The organism is Starkeya sp. ORNL1 (genome assembly GCF_012971745.1).
Taxonomy (GTDB): domain Bacteria; phylum Pseudomonadota; class Alphaproteobacteria; order Rhizobiales; family Xanthobacteraceae; genus Ancylobacter.
In genome coordinates this window covers 936,488-950,442 of the sequence record NZ_CP048834.1, presented here as the reverse complement: position 1 = coordinate 950,442, position 13,955 = coordinate 936,488, and the positions used below count along the sequence as shown (strand labels likewise).

Sequence of the window (13,955 nt, the reverse complement as noted above, 5' to 3'; positions counted from 1 at the left end):
ATTTCCTTCCCGCTCCTCGCGGGGCGGGCGCCCGGAGGCCGGGGCCCGTCGAAAGCAAGGGTGACGTCGTGATTCAGAAGAACTGGCAAGAGCTCATCAAGCCGGAAAAGCTCGAGGTCGCTGCCGGCAGCGATCCGAAGCGCCTCGCCACCGTGATCGCCGAACCGCTGGAGCGGGGCTTCGGCCAGACGCTCGGCAACGCGCTGCGCCGCATCCTGCTGTCGTCCCTCCAGGGCGCAGCGGTGACGTCGGTGCACATTGACGGCGTGCTGCACGAGTTCTCCTCGATCCCCGGCGTGCGCGAGGACGTGACCGACATCGTCCTCAACATCAAGGACATCGCCATCAAGATGCAGGGCGAAGGCCCGAAGCGCATGGTGGTGAAGAAGCAGGGTCCCGCCGTCGTCACCGCCGGTGACATTCAGACCGTCGGTGACGTGCAGGTGCTGAACCCCGAGCTCGTGCTGTGCACGCTCGACGACGGCGCCGAGATCCGCATGGAATTCACCGTCGACACCGGCAAGGGCTATGTCGCGGCTGACCGCAACCGCCCGGAAGACGCGCCGATCGGCCTGATCCCGGTCGACAGCCTCTATTCGCCGGTGAAGAAGGTCTCCTACAAGGTCGAGAACACCCGCGAGGGCCAGATCCTCGACTATGACAAGCTGACGCTCTCCATCGAGACCAACGGCTCGGTCGGCCCCGAGGACGCGCTCGCTTATGCCGCGCGCATCCTGCAGGACCAGCTCGAGATCTTCGTGAACTTTGAGGAGCCGAAGCGCGAGGCCGAGAGCCCCGCCATGCAGGAGCTGCCCTTCAACCCGGCGCTCCTCAAGAAGGTGGACGAGCTGGAGCTCTCCGTGCGCTCCGCCAACTGCCTGAAGAACGACAACATCGTCTATATCGGCGACCTGATCCAGAAGACCGAGGCGGAGATGCTCCGTACCCCGAACTTCGGCCGCAAGTCGCTGAACGAGATCAAGGAAGTTCTCGCCAGCATGGGCCTGCATCTCGGCATGGAAGTGCCGGGCTGGCCGCCCGAGAACATCGAAGACCTCGCCAAGCGCTTCGAAGATCATTACTGAGCATCCGCACGGCGTTCGAGCCGTCTCTTCAACCCCGGCTCGAAGCCGTCGCTTTTGGGAATTTCGTCATGAACCACGGCAAGGCGCATCGCCGTTTCAATCGCTCCGCCGAGCACCGCAAGGCCATGTTCGCCAACATGGCGCAGGCGCTCATCACCCATGAGCAGATCCTCACCACGCTGCCCAAGGCGAAGGATCTTCGCCCCGTGGTCGAGAAGCTGATCACCCTCGGCAAGCGTGGCGGCCTGCACGCCCGCCGCCAGGCCATCGCCGAGATCCGCGACGTCGCCGTGGTGCGCAAGCTGTTCGACGTGATCGGCCCGCGCTACAAGGAGCGCAATGGCGGATATACCCGCATCATCAAGGCCGGTTTCCGCCATGGTGATTCGGCTGCCGTCGCCGTGATCGAGCTGGTCGACCGCGACGTCGAGGCCAAGGGCGCCGCCGATCTCGCCCGCCACGAGGCGAACAAGACCGCCGAAGCCGCCTGACCGCCGGCTTTAAGCAGCGAACCATTCGAAGGGCGGCCGCAGGGCTGCCCTTTTTGTTTGTGCCGGATGGCGCAGACACGCGTTGCCCAGTTGGCAACCGTGGATGGCCGGGACGAGCCCGGCCATGACGACGAGGGTGGTCCGGTGCAGCCTGCAACCGAAACGCCGTTGCTTTCCCCATCCATGCCCTTTCTCCGCCGCCTTGCCGCCGCTATATCTGCCGGCATGACGCATCTTGCCCGCACCCTGGTCTGCTCGCTAGCCGTGGCACTTGTCGCCGCGGTTCCCGCCAACGCCCAGCAGCCGCGGGTGCCGACCTCGCGTGCCGAGATCGGGCTCAGTTTCGCGCCGATCGTGGCGCGCACCGCGCCGGCCATCGTCAATGTCTATGCGCAGAAGACGGTGCAGCAGCGTCGCAATCCGCTGCTGGAGGATCCGTTCTTCCGCCGCTTCTTCGGCGCACCGGGCGGGCCAGGGTTCAGCGGTCCGTCCGAGCGCGTGCAGCGCTCGCTCGGCTCTGGCGTTATGGTCGATGCCTCGGGTGTGGTCGTCACCAACAACCACGTCATCGAAGGCGCCGACGAGGTTCGTGTCTCGCTGAACGACAAGCGCGAATTCGATGCCGACGTGCTGCTGCGCGATCCCCGCACCGATCTCGCCGTGCTGAAGCTGAAGGACGGCAAGACGGCGTTCCAGGCCGCGGTGCTCGGCTCGTCGGACGATCTCCAGGTCGGCGATATCGTGCTCGCCATCGGCAATCCGTTCGGCGTCGGCCAGACGGTGACGCAGGGCATCGTCTCCGCGCTCGCCCGCACCCAGACCGGCATCACCGATTACGGCTTCTTCATCCAGACCGACGCGGCCATCAATCCCGGCAATTCCGGCGGTGCGCTGGTCGACGGGGCAGGGCGGGTGGTCGGCATCAATACCGCGATCTTCTCGCGCTCCGGCGGCTCGCAGGGCATCGGCTTCGCCATTCCGGCCGACATGGTGCGCATCGTCGTGCAGTCCGCCATGGGCGGCGGCAAGACGGTGAAGCGGCCGTGGCTTGGTGCCCAGTTGCAGAAGGTGACGCCGGACATCGCCGAGGGCCTCGGCCTCGCGCGTCCCGTCGGGTCGCTGGTGCAGACGGTCACACCGGGCAGCCCTGCAGCCACCGCCGGCATGAAGACCGGAGATCTCATCGTCGCCGTGGAAAGCCAGGCGGTCGATGATCCCGATGCCTTCGGCTACCGCTTCGTCACCCGTCCGCTCGGCGGTCAGGCGAACATCGGCATCGTGCGGCAGGGCAAGGAGATGCAGCTGCGCGTGCAACTGGAGCCGGCGCCGGAGACGACGCCGCGTGCCGAGCTCACGCTCACCGGCCGCTCGCCGCTGACCGGCGCCACCGTGGTGAACCTCTCGCCCGCAGTGGTCGAGGAGATGCGCACCGTCGATGTCGACAAGGGCGTCGTCGTCACTGCCGTCGCCGACGGCTCGCCGGCCGATGCCACCAATCTCAAGGCGGGCGACGTCATCGTCGAGGTGAACGGCGTCACCATCGCCACGACCGCCGATCTCGAAAGCGCCACCCGCCAGCCCTCGCGGGTGTGGCGCGTCACCTTGCAGCGCGGCGGGCGCAAGCTCACTGCCATGCTTCCGGGCTGAGGCGGCGATGGCCGACCTGTTCACGGCGGCCGGACTGGAGCGCGAGGCGCCGCGTCCGCTCGCCGACCGGCTGCGGCCGCGCAAGCTCGACGAAGTGGTCGGCCAGGAGCACCTGACCGGCCCCGACGGCGTGCTTACCCGCATGCTGGAGGCGCGCTCGCTCGGCTCGCTGGTGTTCTGGGGCCCGCCCGGCACCGGCAAGACCACGGTGGCCCGCCTGCTGGCACACGAGACCGACCTGCACTTCGAGCAGGTCTCCGCCATCTTCACCGGCGTCGCCGATCTCAAGAAAGTGTTCGACGCCGCGCGCGGCCGCCGCGCCATCGGCAAGGGCACGCTGCTGTTCGTCGACGAGATCCACCGATTCAACAAGGCTCAGCAGGACAGCTTCCTGCCGGTGATGGAGGACGGCACGGTGACGCTGGTCGGCGCCACCACCGAGAACCCGTCCTTCGAACTGAACGCCGCGCTTCTGTCGCGCGCCCGGGTGCTGGTGTTCCGGGCGCTGGACGAAGCCGCGATCGAGCGCCTGCTGGTGCGCGCCGAGACGCTGGAGGGCAAGGCGCTGCCGCTCGGCGACGAGGCCCGCGCCGCGCTCGCCCGCATGGCCGACGGCGATGGCCGCGCCGCCCTGACGCTGGCCGAGGAGGTGTGGCGCGCCGCCCGGCCTGGCGAGGTGTTCGACACCGACGAGTTGCAGGAGATCGTGCAGCGCCGCGCCCCGATCTACGACAAGAGCGAGGACGGCCACTACAACCTCATCTCCGCGCTGCATAAATCGATACGCGGCTCCGATCCCGATGCCGCGCTGTATTATCTCGCGCGCATGATCGATGCCGGCGAAAACCCACTTTTCCTCGCCCGGCGCCTGGTGCGGATGGCGGCGGAGGATATCGGCAACGCCGACCCGCAGGCCCTCGTCATCGCCACAGCCGCCAAGGACGCCTACGATTTCCTGGGCACGCCCGAGGGCGAACTGATGCTGGCGCAGACCGCGGTCTATCTCGCCACTGCGCCGAAATCGAACGCGGTCTATACCGCCTGGAAGAAGGCGCTGGCGGTGGCCAAGGAGGGCGGCTCGCTGGTGCCGCCCAAGCACATCCTCAACGCCCCGACCAAGCTGATGAAGAATGAGGGCTATGGCGGCGGCTATCGCTACGATCATGACGAGCCGGACGCGTTCTCCGGCCAGGACTATTTCCCCGAGAAGCTCGGCCGCCAGACCTTCTACGATCCGCCCGACCGCGGCTTCGAGCGCGAGATCCGGAAGCGCCTGGATTATTGGGCGCGGCTGCGAGCGGAGCGGGGCGAGCGGTGATGCGCGCGGCGCGCTGAGTGCTCTAGATTTAATAAGGTGGAGCAATTCCTCTTCGATCAGATGATCCCATCTGATCGGGAAATGCTCTAGTCACCGGCGCCGTAGCGAATGACCTGAATCTTTTCCGTGGTGATTAGGCAGCTCTTCGTCAATTCCATGATCGCCGGGACGAACGCATCGATTTTCTCAGGCGCGTCGACGATCTCGACGACGATGGGCAGGTCTTGCGACAGCCGCAGGATCTTCGCCGTGTGAAGGACGCTCGATCGTCCGAAGCCGAGCGGCCCTCGCAGGACCGTCGCGCCGGCCATGCTCATTTCGCGCGCCTTCGTGACGATGGCCTCGTAGAGCGGCTTGCCATTCGGTGCCCTGTCCTCCTCGCCGAAGAATATCCGCAGGAGGACGGATTCCCTGGGAAGGCTCATCTGCGCCTCCGGATTATCTGTTGAGCCGGGCCGCCAGAACGTAGCCGATCCAGGCCGCCGCCAGCGAAAAGACCACCACCGTTACGAGATAGGTAGCCGCGAGGGTTAAGTCGCCTTCGAACAGCAGAATGAATGTGTCGAGGCTCATTGCCGAGAAGGTGGTGAAGCCGCCACAGAGACCGCCCATCACGAACTGGCGGCCGACCGGCCCGATAAGGAAGCGTCCGTCCGGGTTGGTCAGCGTCGCGAAGGACATGATCACGAACGAACCGACAATATTGACGAAGGCCGTTGCCAGAAGGGCGCTCTGCCCCAGCATCGACACGATCACCACTGCGGACAGGTACCGGAGCAGTGACCCGATTGCAGCCCCGCATCCCACTGCGAGATAGAACCGCAACACGGCTGTCCACTTTTCATGTCTCGGCATCGCGGTTACCCGACCAACCGGACGACGGACCAGAAGCCGATCGCGACCGCGAGGACGCACAAACCGGCCGAGGCGACGACATTGAAGACGGCTCGCCGGTGTTCGCCGTCGATGGCGAGGTTCAGCGTCTGCAGGCAGAAGGAAGACACCGTCGTGTAGCCGCCGAACAGGCCGACGACGATCAGGTCGCGAAACATTTCGCTGGCAAAGATCCCCCCGATCGAGCGCGCCGCTCCGGCGAAGGCACCGATGGCCAGGGCGCCTGAGACATTGACGGCCAATGTGCCCCAAGGGAATGTCTCGCCGATCCGGCGACCGACCACGCCCGAGAGGAAGAAGCGGGAGATCCCGCCAAAAAAGCCGCCGAGCAATACGAGGGCACAGGCTTCCAGATTCATGGAGCGTCCAGCTTCGCGAGCGTTGGAGAGGGCATCATCGGCGCGAGGGAATTCAATCACCGTCATCGGGAATGATGCCGGAATCATCGGCGCCGTAGCGAAGCACGGTAACCTTCTCCAGGGTGATCAGGCAGCTCTGGGTGAGCCGTGTCAGTGCTGGCAGGAAGGCCTGGATCTTCTCCTCGGTATCGATGATCTCGATCACCATGGGCAGGTCCTGCGACAGGCGGAGCATCTTCGCCGTGTGCAGGACGCTGGATCGACCAAAGCCAAGCGGACCGCGCAGGACGGTCGCCCCCGCAAGATGGGCCTCGCGCGCCTTGAGAACGATCGCCTCATAAAGTGGCCGGCCGTCAGCCTGGTCGTCCTCGCCAATGAGGATCCGCAGCAGCGATGCCTTTTCCGGGATCTGCATCGATCAGCCTCCATGCCCGGCCCGGGGCAAGCGTATCGCGTTCGTCCGGAGACGGCGCGCTTCATCGGGGCCAGGCCCGTCGGCGTCGTAGCTCCCAGGCAGGATCGTCGGGAATCGTCTCATGGCCTCTCCTCATGCAAGCGATCCCTGGGCGAGGATCGCATCAACAGGACAGGCATGATCTGGAAGGTGGGGAATAATAGATTCCTACCGCGCTGAACACGCCTGGTAGGAGTCATCAGCCTTTACGGCGGTTTCGGGGGACCCCATCCCCATCGCTGGCGACAAAACTATGAGCCTTGGCACGCATGGTCAACCATCTGAGCTGTTGTGCGCGTTGACGTGACGGATGCCTGCGCCTCGTCTATGTCGGTATGCTGAGGAGTTCCATACATGGCCGTCGAGACGCATCAGGTTGACCGGGACGAGGAGGGCATGCGCCTCGACCGCTGGTTCAAGACCCATTACCCGGACCTTGCCTTCGGGCATCTGCAGAAGCTGCTGCGTACCGGGCAGGTACGGGTCGACGGTGCGCGCGCCAAGACCAATACGCGGCTCGCCAGCGGCCAGAGCGTGCGCATCCCCCCGCTCGAAGGCGGCGTCTCGCGCGCTGCCGGGCAGACCGACTGGGAAAAGCTCGACCGCGCTGCAGCGAAATCGCCTGCGGCCAAAGCGGGTGGGCCCGCGCCCATGGCCGGCGAGCGCACGATTGCGGCGCCTGCGGTGCGGCGACCGGTGGACGACGACAAGGACGCCGCTTTCCTGAAGTCGATCACGCTCTATGAGGATCGTGACGTCATGGTGCTGAACAAGCCCTATGGCCTCGCGGTGCAGGGCGGCTCCGGCACCTATCGTCATGTCGACGGCCTGATGGAGTCGCTGCGTACCGAAGAGGGGGTGAAGCCCCGTCTTGTGCACCGCATCGACAAGGACACCTCGGGCATCCTGCTGGTGGCGCGCTCGCGCCTGGCGGCCGCCACACTCGCCAAGACCTTCCGCTCGCGCGCCGCGCGCAAGGTCTATTGGGCGCTGGTGCCCGGCGTGCCGAGGCCACGGCAGGGCCGTATTTCCACCTATCTCGCCAAGGATGATGCTGCTGAGCGCATGCGGGTCGCCCGCCATGGCGAGGACGAGGCGAGCCATGCGGTCACCTACTACGCCGTCGTCGACCAGGCGGGGCAGAAGCTTACCTGGCTGTCGCTGAAGCCGGTGACCGGGCGCACCCATCAACTGCGCGCGCACACCGCCCATATTGGTCATCCGATCGTCGGCGATCCGAAGTATTTCGATATCGAGAACTGGCCGCTGCCCGGCGGCCTGCAGAATCGCCTGCACCTGCTGGCGCGTCGGCTGGTGATCCCGCATCCGCGCGAGGGCCAGCCTTTGCTCGACGTGTCGGCACCGCTGCCTCAGCATATGGCACAAAGCTGGAATGTGCTCGGTTTTGATGCAGCGCAATATGACCCTATTGTCGATTCCCCGGAGAATTAGTTCAGTTTTAGAAAGATGGTTCTGCGTATTCGCCCGCTATCTTGCGGCATCATCTTGTTAATATCTGGCATGAGATATTTTTTTTAGCCACGTGGATGGCCTGAGCCTGGAAGATCGGCTAGTGTGCGCTGCAACGGGGAAGCTCATCGCGATCATTTCCCGACTTAGCAGACGCAGCGATTTGGTTTGAAGATACCGTCGAATTGAGACTGCCCCTCTGGGGCTCCGGGGATCGGCCTTCACTGGCCGCGACAAGAGCGGGATGCGAACGCCATGAGCGAAGCGGGTAGCTACTTGGACGTAAAAGTGCGCCGTCTGGACCGTAGGGTCGCGGATCGTCAGGTTGCCGAATATGTCGGTGGAGACCGCATCGCCGATGCCGCACAGCGGCGCGATGCATTGCTGCGCCATCGCAATCTGATCCGCCTCGGCCTGATGACCGGTGCCGGCGTCATCGATCTGCTTGTCATTTTCGCGGCCGCCCTGCTCGCCGCGGCGATCCGCCAGGGCGATCTCGGCTCCAATAACTGGATGCAGAGCCTCGGTGTGCTGGCACCGACATATATGCTGGCGGCGATGACGTTCGGCGCCTATCGCATGCGCCGGCTGTCCTCCTTCAGCCGTTCCCTTGCCATCGCGCTGGCAGCGCTCGGCGTTGCAACGGCGTTCGGCCTTTGCGCCGCGTTCGCCCTGCAGGTCGGCTCGCAATTCTCCCGCCTCGAGACCGCCTACATGCTGCTCGCCGCGGTCGGCCTGCTGTTCGTCACCCGGGCCATCGGCGTGAAGCTGATCCGTCAGGCCTTCCGTAGCGTGGTCGAGCCCACCATCATCGTGCTCGCCGACCGGGCGGAAGCCCATGCCGGCCGCGTCGCTGACAGCCTGACCCGGCATGTCGACATTCGCGCCGTCGGGCTGAAGCCGTCGCTCAGCGATCCGGCCTTCTTCGATCGCATGGCCAATATGGTCCGCGATGCCGACCGCGTGGTGATCTCGCTCGCCGATGCCGAGGAGCGCCGCGAATGGGCGGAAGTGATGCGCATCAGCGGCGTCGATGCGGAGATCATCGCCGATCTCGGTGACGTGCAGCCGCTGGCGCTCTCCGACTGGCAGGGGCGCCCGACCCTGGTGGTCTCGCGTGGCCCGCTCAAGCTTGGCGAACGTCTGGCCAAGCGCGTCTTCGACCTTTCGGTAACGCTCGCTTTACTGCCGATATTCGGCCCGGTGATCGCGGTGTTCGCGGTGCTGGTGAAGCTCGACTCCCGCGGCCCGGCCTTCTTCGTGCAGGACCGTGTCGGCCGCAATAACCGCACCTATCGCTGCTTCAAGCTGCGCACCATGCGTGCCGACCTGGCCGACGCCAATGGCGGCGTCTCGGCCTCGCGCGAAGACCGCCGGGTGACGCGGCTCGGCAAGTTCCTGCGGCAGAGCAGCATTGACGAGCTGCCGCAGCTCATCAATGTGCTCACCGGCGACATGAGCCTCGTCGGTCCGCGCCCGCATGCGCTCGGCTCGCGGGCCGAAGGGGCGCTGTTCTGGGAACTGGTGCCGACCTACTGGTCGCGCCACAGCATGAAGCCCGGCGTCACCGGCCTTGCCCAGGTGCGCGGACTGCGCGGCGCCACCCATGTGCGCGCCGACATCGAGCATCGCGTCGCCGCCGACCTCGAATACATTAATAATTGGTCGCTCTGGCTCGATCTCAAGATCGTTGTGCGCACCATGATGGTAGTTTTCCACCGCAACGCTTATTGAGCGCCGGTCTTCCCCAGCGATATTCTTGCTGCGACGCGACAAGTAACCAGCCGGTAACCTCGCCCATGCACATTTGATTAAATGTGTTGCGTTGGGAGAGTGTGGTGATCGGTGAGTTGAGTAGGCGCGCGGGTCGCGGGTCGGTTGGAGCGGTGGCGGCGGCGGATGTCGCCTATCTCAGCGCGGCGATGTTCTCGGGCGGGGTGACCGATCCCCGCGATGCCTGCGATCTCATCGCCTTCGATCGGCTGGTGGTGGCCGGCGCCCATGACTGGGCCGTGTTCTTCGTCGACGCCATTGCCGCGCATCTGCTCGAACACACCGCGCCGGCCGAGATGGTCACCAGCGAAAAGGCCGAATGGCTCGCCGAACAGCTTGCCGATCCGCAGGCGCAGAACCGTAACGTCGACAAGCCGCGCTCCGAGGCTTCAAGCATCGCTGGCTGCATGGCCGAGAGCCCCCGCGCGCTGCCGCTGCTGCTGCGCCTGATGGAAGGCGCACGCTCCGTCGCCCCCGCATTGCCGGCCTTCGCGCTGCGTCAGGTGCTCGCCGCCATCATCACCGGCGAAGGACCGCTTTCCAACGGCCGCATCCATTTCAGCCGCGTCGTCGATACCCATGATGTCGCTTTGCTGCGCCGCGTGCTCACGGCCGGCGGTGGCGGCGAGGGGCGGGCGGTCTCCCGGCAGGAGGCCGACGTGCTGTTCGACATTCATGACGCCACCTGCGGCGCCGCCAACGATCCGGCGTTCGAGACGCTGTTCGTGCGCGCCGTCGTCCAGCATGTGCGCTCGGCCTCGCGCCTCCACGCCGGTTCGCGCGCCAGCCTCTCTATGCCGTCGGCCGACACCCGCAACGGCGCCCATATGGCGCTCGACATGCTGGCGCTCGCCGGCTATCGGCCGGAGCTCGACAGCCTGGTCGAGACGGTGGCCGTCGCCGACGAGCCCGCGGCGTGGCTCACCGAGCGGCTGTCCCGGGAGGGCCGCACCAGTCCGGCCTGCGCGGCGCTGGTGCGCCTGCTGGCCGACCGCGCCGCCGCGATGCCGGCATCCCTGCGCGCTTTGGTCGACCGCGCCGCCTGATGCGGTACCTCGACGCTGTCAGCGTGGCTTGCGCGCCACGCTGACGTTAGTGCGATGCAACAAAATCTGTCATCGCGCTGGCCGCAGGCTCGCGGCTGGCCTATGGAAGGGCGGTCGGCGTCAGCATCGAGCCCCGCTTCATGTCCGTCATTCGTCTGGTTTGCCTTGCGTTGGTCGGCGCTGCCGCACTCGGCGCCGCTTCTCCTGCTGCCGCTCAAGCGGCCCCGACCGATCCCCGCTGTGCCGGCAAGCTCGGCACCGAACGCGTGCTGGCGGTCGATCCCGCCGGGCTGCAGGTCGGCACCAAGCATTTCCCGCAGACCTTGCCGCTCGCTGACGGCGAGGTGGTACTTACGTTCGATGACGGCCCGCTGCCGGGCACGACGCCGCAGGTGCTGAAGGCGCTGGCCGACCAGTGCGTGCACGCCACCTTCTTCACGGTCGGGCGCAATTCGGCGGCGCATCCGGCGCTGATGAAGCGCATCCTCGCCGAGGGCCACACGCTCGGCCACCACAGCATGACGCATCCGATGACGCTGGCCGATATGCCGTTCGACAAGGCGGTTGCCGATATCGAGCGCGGGCTAGCCGCCGACGACAAGGCGGCCTATGGCAGCGTCGGCGCCAAGCCGCGCGTGCCGTTCTTCCGCTTCCCCGGCTTCGGCTCCTCACCGGCGCTGCTGGACTATCTCGGCAAGCGCGGCATTGCCGTGTTCGGCGCCGATTTCTGGGCGAGCGACTGGAACGAGATGACGCCCGAGGTCGAACTCAAGCTGGTGATGGAGCGGCTTGACCATGCCAAGCGCGGCATCCTGCTGCTGCATGACACGCGCGCCCAGACGGTGAAGATGCTGCCGGCCTTCCTCGCCGCGCTGAAGGAGCACGGCTACAAGATCGTGCATGTGGTGCCGGCCGGCGAGGTCGCCACCGCGCCCCGGCCGTGAAGACTGGGCCTCGGCCTCAGTCCGGGGCCGTCATCCCATCCAGCTTGCCGATGATGAACTGGTGGAAGCGATCGAGCGCATCGATATTGGTGTGGTCGATGCCGGGCTGCGTCGACAGGTCGTAATCCTCGAGATCGCCGGTGTAGTCGGGCGCCGGCTGCACCGGGTGGCCGAAGCCGTCGCGGGCCCAGAAATTGATGAAGACGGCGACGTTCGACGGCACCTGGCCGGGCTGCGTGGCATCGAAGGTGACGCCGACCCGCACCGGAATATTCTGCTTGTGCAGGGTATCGGCGACGCTGAACACCGAATTGGCGCCCAGCGAATGGCCGATGATCACCACTGGCCCGCGGTGCCCGTCACTATAGCGCTGGGTGACGAGCGCGGTGACCTGCGGCCAGGTATCCCAGGCATAGACATCGGAGCGATAGCCCTTGGCGTTCAGCTTGCCGGCAAGGTCGTCCATGCCGAGCGAGAACACGCCGAACAGCCCGCGCATGAGATAGACATGGGTTTCGGAGCGCTTCGGCGGCGGCGGCAGTTTCTGCGGGTGGTTGGTATGCGCCGTCGGGTTGGCGGCGGCCGGCGCGCCCGCCAGGCCGGTAAACACTCCGGCAAGTGCCGTAAGGATCGCGAGTGCGAATACGCGGCGAGGTGCGTGCACGACCAAGTCCCCCCAGACATCACAGTCGGGGCGAAGGTATCGCGGCACGCCGCAGCCTTGTCCATCCAAATTTCGACCGGCGGCGACAATTCAGATGCCGCTAGCCGGCTCGCATTTCTCGGCGAGGAAGGCTGGAGCGTTACGTCATGCACGCGAAAGGGCGAGAGATGTTCGAGGCTTCCGCTGATGTCGCGGCCAGGATGCTTCGCTTCGCCCATCGCCGCGGCGGTCGGCGGTGCTCCCGACGCATGAAGCGGGAAGCTCCGCGCGCCATATCTCAGATCTTCGCCGGCGCCTCGCCCGCGGCGATCGGCGCCACCTTGTCCAGCTCGGCGCGCAGCCGCTCGATGACTTCGGCCGCTTCCAGCAGTTCGTCCTCGATCTTCTCGCGCGGGACGTCGTCCAGGTGCGTCGCCAGTTCGCGCAGCCGTTCGACGATGTTGCCGCTTTCCATTCTTTCCTCCTCGAAATGGCCCGGTCGCTCGCGCGGGTCGAATCCCGCCATACTGTACCGTCGGCGCGGAAAATGAGACAGTCATGCGACGTTCGGAAGACGGCTCCGGCGCCTGGCGCGGCGCTGCCTCGGCCGATCTTTCCGGGGGCGAGATTAGCGAGAGGGCGCCCCGACGTCTCGCGGTTGTGGTGCCCCTGCGCGCTCCACGACCAGTGCCGGGCAGGCGCGATTCAGGCTGCGTTCATCGGGAAAATGCGCATAGAGCGTGTGGCGCTGAACGCCCGCACGCTCTGCGATCATGCTGAAGGTCGGAGCGCCGGCCGCTTTGCGGCGCTGTCTCAGCACATCGATATTTGGAGGCATTCATGGAGACGAAGATCAGCGAGATCGCCGAGGGCATCTATCGGCTGTCGACCTATGTGCCGGACATCGCGCCGCCCGCCGGCTTCACCTTCAATCAGTTTCTCGTCCTGGGCGACGAGCCGCTGATGTTCCATACCGGTCTGCGCAGGATGTTTCCGCTCAACCATGACGCTCTCCGCCGCATCATCCCGCCGGAACGGCTGCGCTGGATCGCCTTCGGCCATTTCGAAGCCGACGAGTGCGGGGCGATGAACGAATGGCTCGCCGTTGCGCCTCAGGCAACGCCCGCGCATGGAAGCACCGGCTGCATGGTGTCGCTCAACGACTTCGCGGACCGTGCGCCTCGTGTGCTGAATGACGGCGAAGTCATCGACCTCGGCGCCGGCAAGAGGGTCCGCTTCATCGATACCCCGCACACTCCGCATGGTTGGGACGCCGGCGTGCTGTACGAGGAGTCAACGCGCACGCTGTTGTGCGGCGACCTGTTCACCCAGCTCGGCAATGACCGTGCATTGACCGAGGGCGATGTCGTCGGGCCGGCGATCATCGCGGAGGACATGTTCAAATATTCTTCGCTGAACCCCGGAATGGGCGCGACGATCCGCGGTCTCTCCGAGCTTGCACCGCGCACGCTGGCGCTCATGCATGGCCCGTCCTTTACCGGTGACGGCACCGCTGCCCTGCGCGCCCTCGCGGACGAGTACGACCGGCGTGTCCGCTCACGGCTTGCCGCGCCCTGGAATGCGGCTGAGCGCAGCACTGATTGAGGAAAATCCTGCGCCGCGCCGGCGTTCCTGTCGGTGGCTCTGCGAGCTCACGCTCAAGCAGGAAACCAAAGCTGGTGCCTGATCTGGTTCTGCACCAGGAAAAACTGGTGCGGTCGAGAGAAGTGCCAAGGTTAAGGAAAATCAATACCTTGGGAAAAGGTGCGGGCGAAACGCCCGCTTTGTCGCGCAAGGGACTTTAGATCCGCCTCCCGCACCGCGATTGCCT

Annotated in this window: 16 protein-coding genes and 1 riboswitch; of the genes, 9 read left to right on the top strand and 7 right to left on the bottom strand. The window is 65.8% G+C overall.

The window, feature by feature from the left end:
• Positions 1-68 precede the first annotated feature (68 nt).
• The 4 genes from G3545_RS04655 to G3545_RS04640 all read left to right on the top strand — a co-directional run bounded on the left by G3545_RS04655 (position 69) and on the right by G3545_RS04640 (position 4,541).
• The gene (locus G3545_RS04655; protein WP_170010289.1) at positions 69-1,085 is read left to right on the top strand and encodes a DNA-directed RNA polymerase subunit alpha; all 1,017 of its coding nucleotides are present in this window, start codon (positions 69-71) and stop codon (positions 1,083-1,085) included.
• A 68-nt stretch (positions 1,086-1,153) separates the two neighbouring features.
• Positions 1,154-1,576 (top strand): 50S ribosomal protein L17, encoded by a 423-nt coding sequence (rplQ, locus tag G3545_RS04650; RefSeq protein WP_170010287.1) that lies wholly within the window; start codon positions 1,154-1,156, stop codon positions 1,574-1,576.
• Between the two features lie 225 nt (positions 1,577-1,801).
• Positions 1,802-3,223, top strand: coding sequence for a DegQ family serine endoprotease (locus tag G3545_RS04645; RefSeq protein ID WP_170017908.1), 1,422 nt, complete (start codon positions 1,802-1,804; stop codon positions 3,221-3,223).
• Between the two features lie 7 nt (positions 3,224-3,230).
• Entirely contained in the window at positions 3,231-4,541 is a 1,311-nt protein-coding gene (locus G3545_RS04640) for a replication-associated recombination protein A (RefSeq protein WP_170010285.1), read from the top strand.
• Positions 4,542-4,627: 86 nt separating this feature from the next.
• Here G3545_RS04640 and G3545_RS04635 read toward each other — a convergent pair whose 3' ends face one another.
• From G3545_RS04635 to G3545_RS04620, 4 genes are read right to left on the bottom strand one after another with little or no spacing between them, the layout of a single operon-like run.
• Complete coding sequence (locus G3545_RS04635) at positions 4,628-4,966, bottom strand: DUF190 domain-containing protein (protein WP_170010283.1); 339 nt, start codon at positions 4,964-4,966, stop codon at positions 4,628-4,630.
• A 13-nt stretch (positions 4,967-4,979) separates the two neighbouring features.
• On the bottom strand, positions 4,980-5,396 hold the full coding sequence (gene crcB, locus G3545_RS04630) for a fluoride efflux transporter CrcB (RefSeq protein ID WP_170010281.1): 417 nt from the start codon (positions 5,394-5,396) through the stop codon (positions 4,980-4,982).
• A 5-nt stretch (positions 5,397-5,401) separates the two neighbouring features.
• On the bottom strand, positions 5,402-5,794 hold the full coding sequence (gene crcB, locus G3545_RS04625) for a fluoride efflux transporter CrcB (RefSeq protein ID WP_170017907.1): 393 nt from the start codon (positions 5,792-5,794) through the stop codon (positions 5,402-5,404).
• 52 nt (positions 5,795-5,846) lie between these two features.
• Positions 5,847-6,209 (bottom strand): DUF190 domain-containing protein, encoded by a 363-nt coding sequence (locus G3545_RS04620; protein WP_170010279.1) that lies wholly within the window; start codon positions 6,207-6,209, stop codon positions 5,847-5,849.
• A gap of 222 nt (positions 6,210-6,431) precedes the next feature.
• Positions 6,432-6,492, bottom strand: a riboswitch (Fluoride riboswitch).
• A gap of 110 nt (positions 6,493-6,602) precedes the next feature.
• Between G3545_RS04620 and G3545_RS04615 the strand changes: the two genes are divergently transcribed.
• The 4 genes from G3545_RS04615 (at position 6,603) to G3545_RS04600 (ending at position 11,481) form a co-directional block, all read left to right on the top strand.
• On the top strand, positions 6,603-7,700 hold the full coding sequence (locus G3545_RS04615) for an RluA family pseudouridine synthase (RefSeq protein ID WP_170010277.1): 1,098 nt from the start codon (positions 6,603-6,605) through the stop codon (positions 7,698-7,700).
• A 273-nt stretch (positions 7,701-7,973) separates the two neighbouring features.
• Entirely contained in the window at positions 7,974-9,452 is a 1,479-nt protein-coding gene (locus G3545_RS04610) for an exopolysaccharide biosynthesis polyprenyl glycosylphosphotransferase (protein ID WP_170010275.1), read from the top strand.
• A 104-nt stretch (positions 9,453-9,556) separates the two neighbouring features.
• Positions 9,557-10,537 carry a hypothetical protein gene (locus G3545_RS04605; RefSeq protein ID WP_170010273.1) on the top strand — a complete coding sequence of 327 codons (981 nt, stop codon included), beginning with the start codon at positions 9,557-9,559 and terminating at the stop codon, positions 10,535-10,537.
• A gap of 140 nt (positions 10,538-10,677) precedes the next feature.
• A complete protein-coding gene (locus G3545_RS04600; protein WP_170010271.1) occupies positions 10,678-11,481 on the top strand; it encodes a polysaccharide deacetylase family protein in 804 nt (267 codons plus the stop codon).
• 16 nt (positions 11,482-11,497) lie between these two features.
• On the opposite strand, the gene G3545_RS04595 is transcribed toward G3545_RS04600, so the two are convergent.
• The 3 genes from G3545_RS04595 to G3545_RS04585 form a co-directional block, all read right to left on the bottom strand.
• Positions 11,498-12,145 carry an alpha/beta hydrolase gene (locus tag G3545_RS04595; RefSeq protein WP_170010269.1) on the bottom strand — a complete coding sequence of 216 codons (648 nt, stop codon included), beginning with the start codon at positions 12,143-12,145 and terminating at the stop codon, positions 11,498-11,500.
• A gap of 277 nt (positions 12,146-12,422) precedes the next feature.
• Positions 12,423-12,599, bottom strand: coding sequence for a hypothetical protein (locus G3545_RS04590; protein WP_170010267.1), 177 nt, complete (start codon positions 12,597-12,599; stop codon positions 12,423-12,425).
• A gap of 153 nt (positions 12,600-12,752) precedes the next feature.
• Positions 12,753-12,899, bottom strand: a complete 147-nt coding sequence (locus tag G3545_RS04585) for a TetR family transcriptional regulator (RefSeq protein WP_246702692.1) — start codon at positions 12,897-12,899, stop codon at positions 12,753-12,755.
• A gap of 65 nt (positions 12,900-12,964) precedes the next feature.
• On the opposite strand from G3545_RS04585, the gene G3545_RS04580 reads away from it, so the two are divergent.
• Positions 12,965-13,729: an MBL fold metallo-hydrolase gene (locus G3545_RS04580; RefSeq protein ID WP_170010263.1), complete on the top strand. Its 765-nt coding sequence runs from the start codon at positions 12,965-12,967 to the stop codon at positions 13,727-13,729.
• The last annotated feature ends 226 nt before the right edge of the window (positions 13,730-13,955 follow it).

What these genes read in the sequence shown, in the direction of transcription:
- rplQ (WP_170010287.1), top strand. Translation starts at nt 1,154, where the DNA reads ATGAACCACGGCAAGGCGCATCGCCGTTTCAATCGCTCCGCCGAGCAC.
- G3545_RS04645 (WP_170017908.1), top strand. Translation starts at nt 1,802, where the DNA reads ATGACGCATCTTGCCCGCACCCTGGTCTGCTCGCTAGCCGTGGCACTT.
- G3545_RS04640 (WP_170010285.1), top strand. Translation starts at nt 3,231, where the DNA reads ATGGCCGACCTGTTCACGGCGGCCGGACTGGAGCGCGAGGCGCCGCGT.
- G3545_RS04635 (WP_170010283.1), bottom strand. Translation starts at nt 4,966, where the DNA reads ATGAGCCTTCCCAGGGAATCCGTCCTCCTGCGGATATTCTTCGGCGAG.
- crcB (WP_170010281.1), bottom strand. Translation starts at nt 5,396, where the DNA reads ATGCCGAGACATGAAAAGTGGACAGCCGTGTTGCGGTTCTATCTCGCA.
- crcB (WP_170017907.1), bottom strand. Translation starts at nt 5,794, where the DNA reads ATGAATCTGGAAGCCTGTGCCCTCGTATTGCTCGGCGGCTTTTTTGGC.
- G3545_RS04620 (WP_170010279.1), bottom strand. Translation starts at nt 6,209, where the DNA reads ATGCAGATCCCGGAAAAGGCATCGCTGCTGCGGATCCTCATTGGCGAG.
- G3545_RS04615 (WP_170010277.1), top strand. Translation starts at nt 6,603, where the DNA reads ATGGCCGTCGAGACGCATCAGGTTGACCGGGACGAGGAGGGCATGCGC.
- G3545_RS04610 (WP_170010275.1), top strand. Translation starts at nt 7,974, where the DNA reads ATGAGCGAAGCGGGTAGCTACTTGGACGTAAAAGTGCGCCGTCTGGAC.
- G3545_RS04600 (WP_170010271.1), top strand. Translation starts at nt 10,678, where the DNA reads ATGTCCGTCATTCGTCTGGTTTGCCTTGCGTTGGTCGGCGCTGCCGCA.
- G3545_RS04590 (WP_170010267.1), bottom strand. Translation starts at nt 12,599, where the DNA reads ATGGAAAGCGGCAACATCGTCGAACGGCTGCGCGAACTGGCGACGCAC.
- G3545_RS04585 (WP_246702692.1), bottom strand. Translation starts at nt 12,899, where the DNA reads ATGATCGCAGAGCGTGCGGGCGTTCAGCGCCACACGCTCTATGCGCAT.
- G3545_RS04580 (WP_170010263.1), top strand. Translation starts at nt 12,965, where the DNA reads ATGGAGACGAAGATCAGCGAGATCGCCGAGGGCATCTATCGGCTGTCG.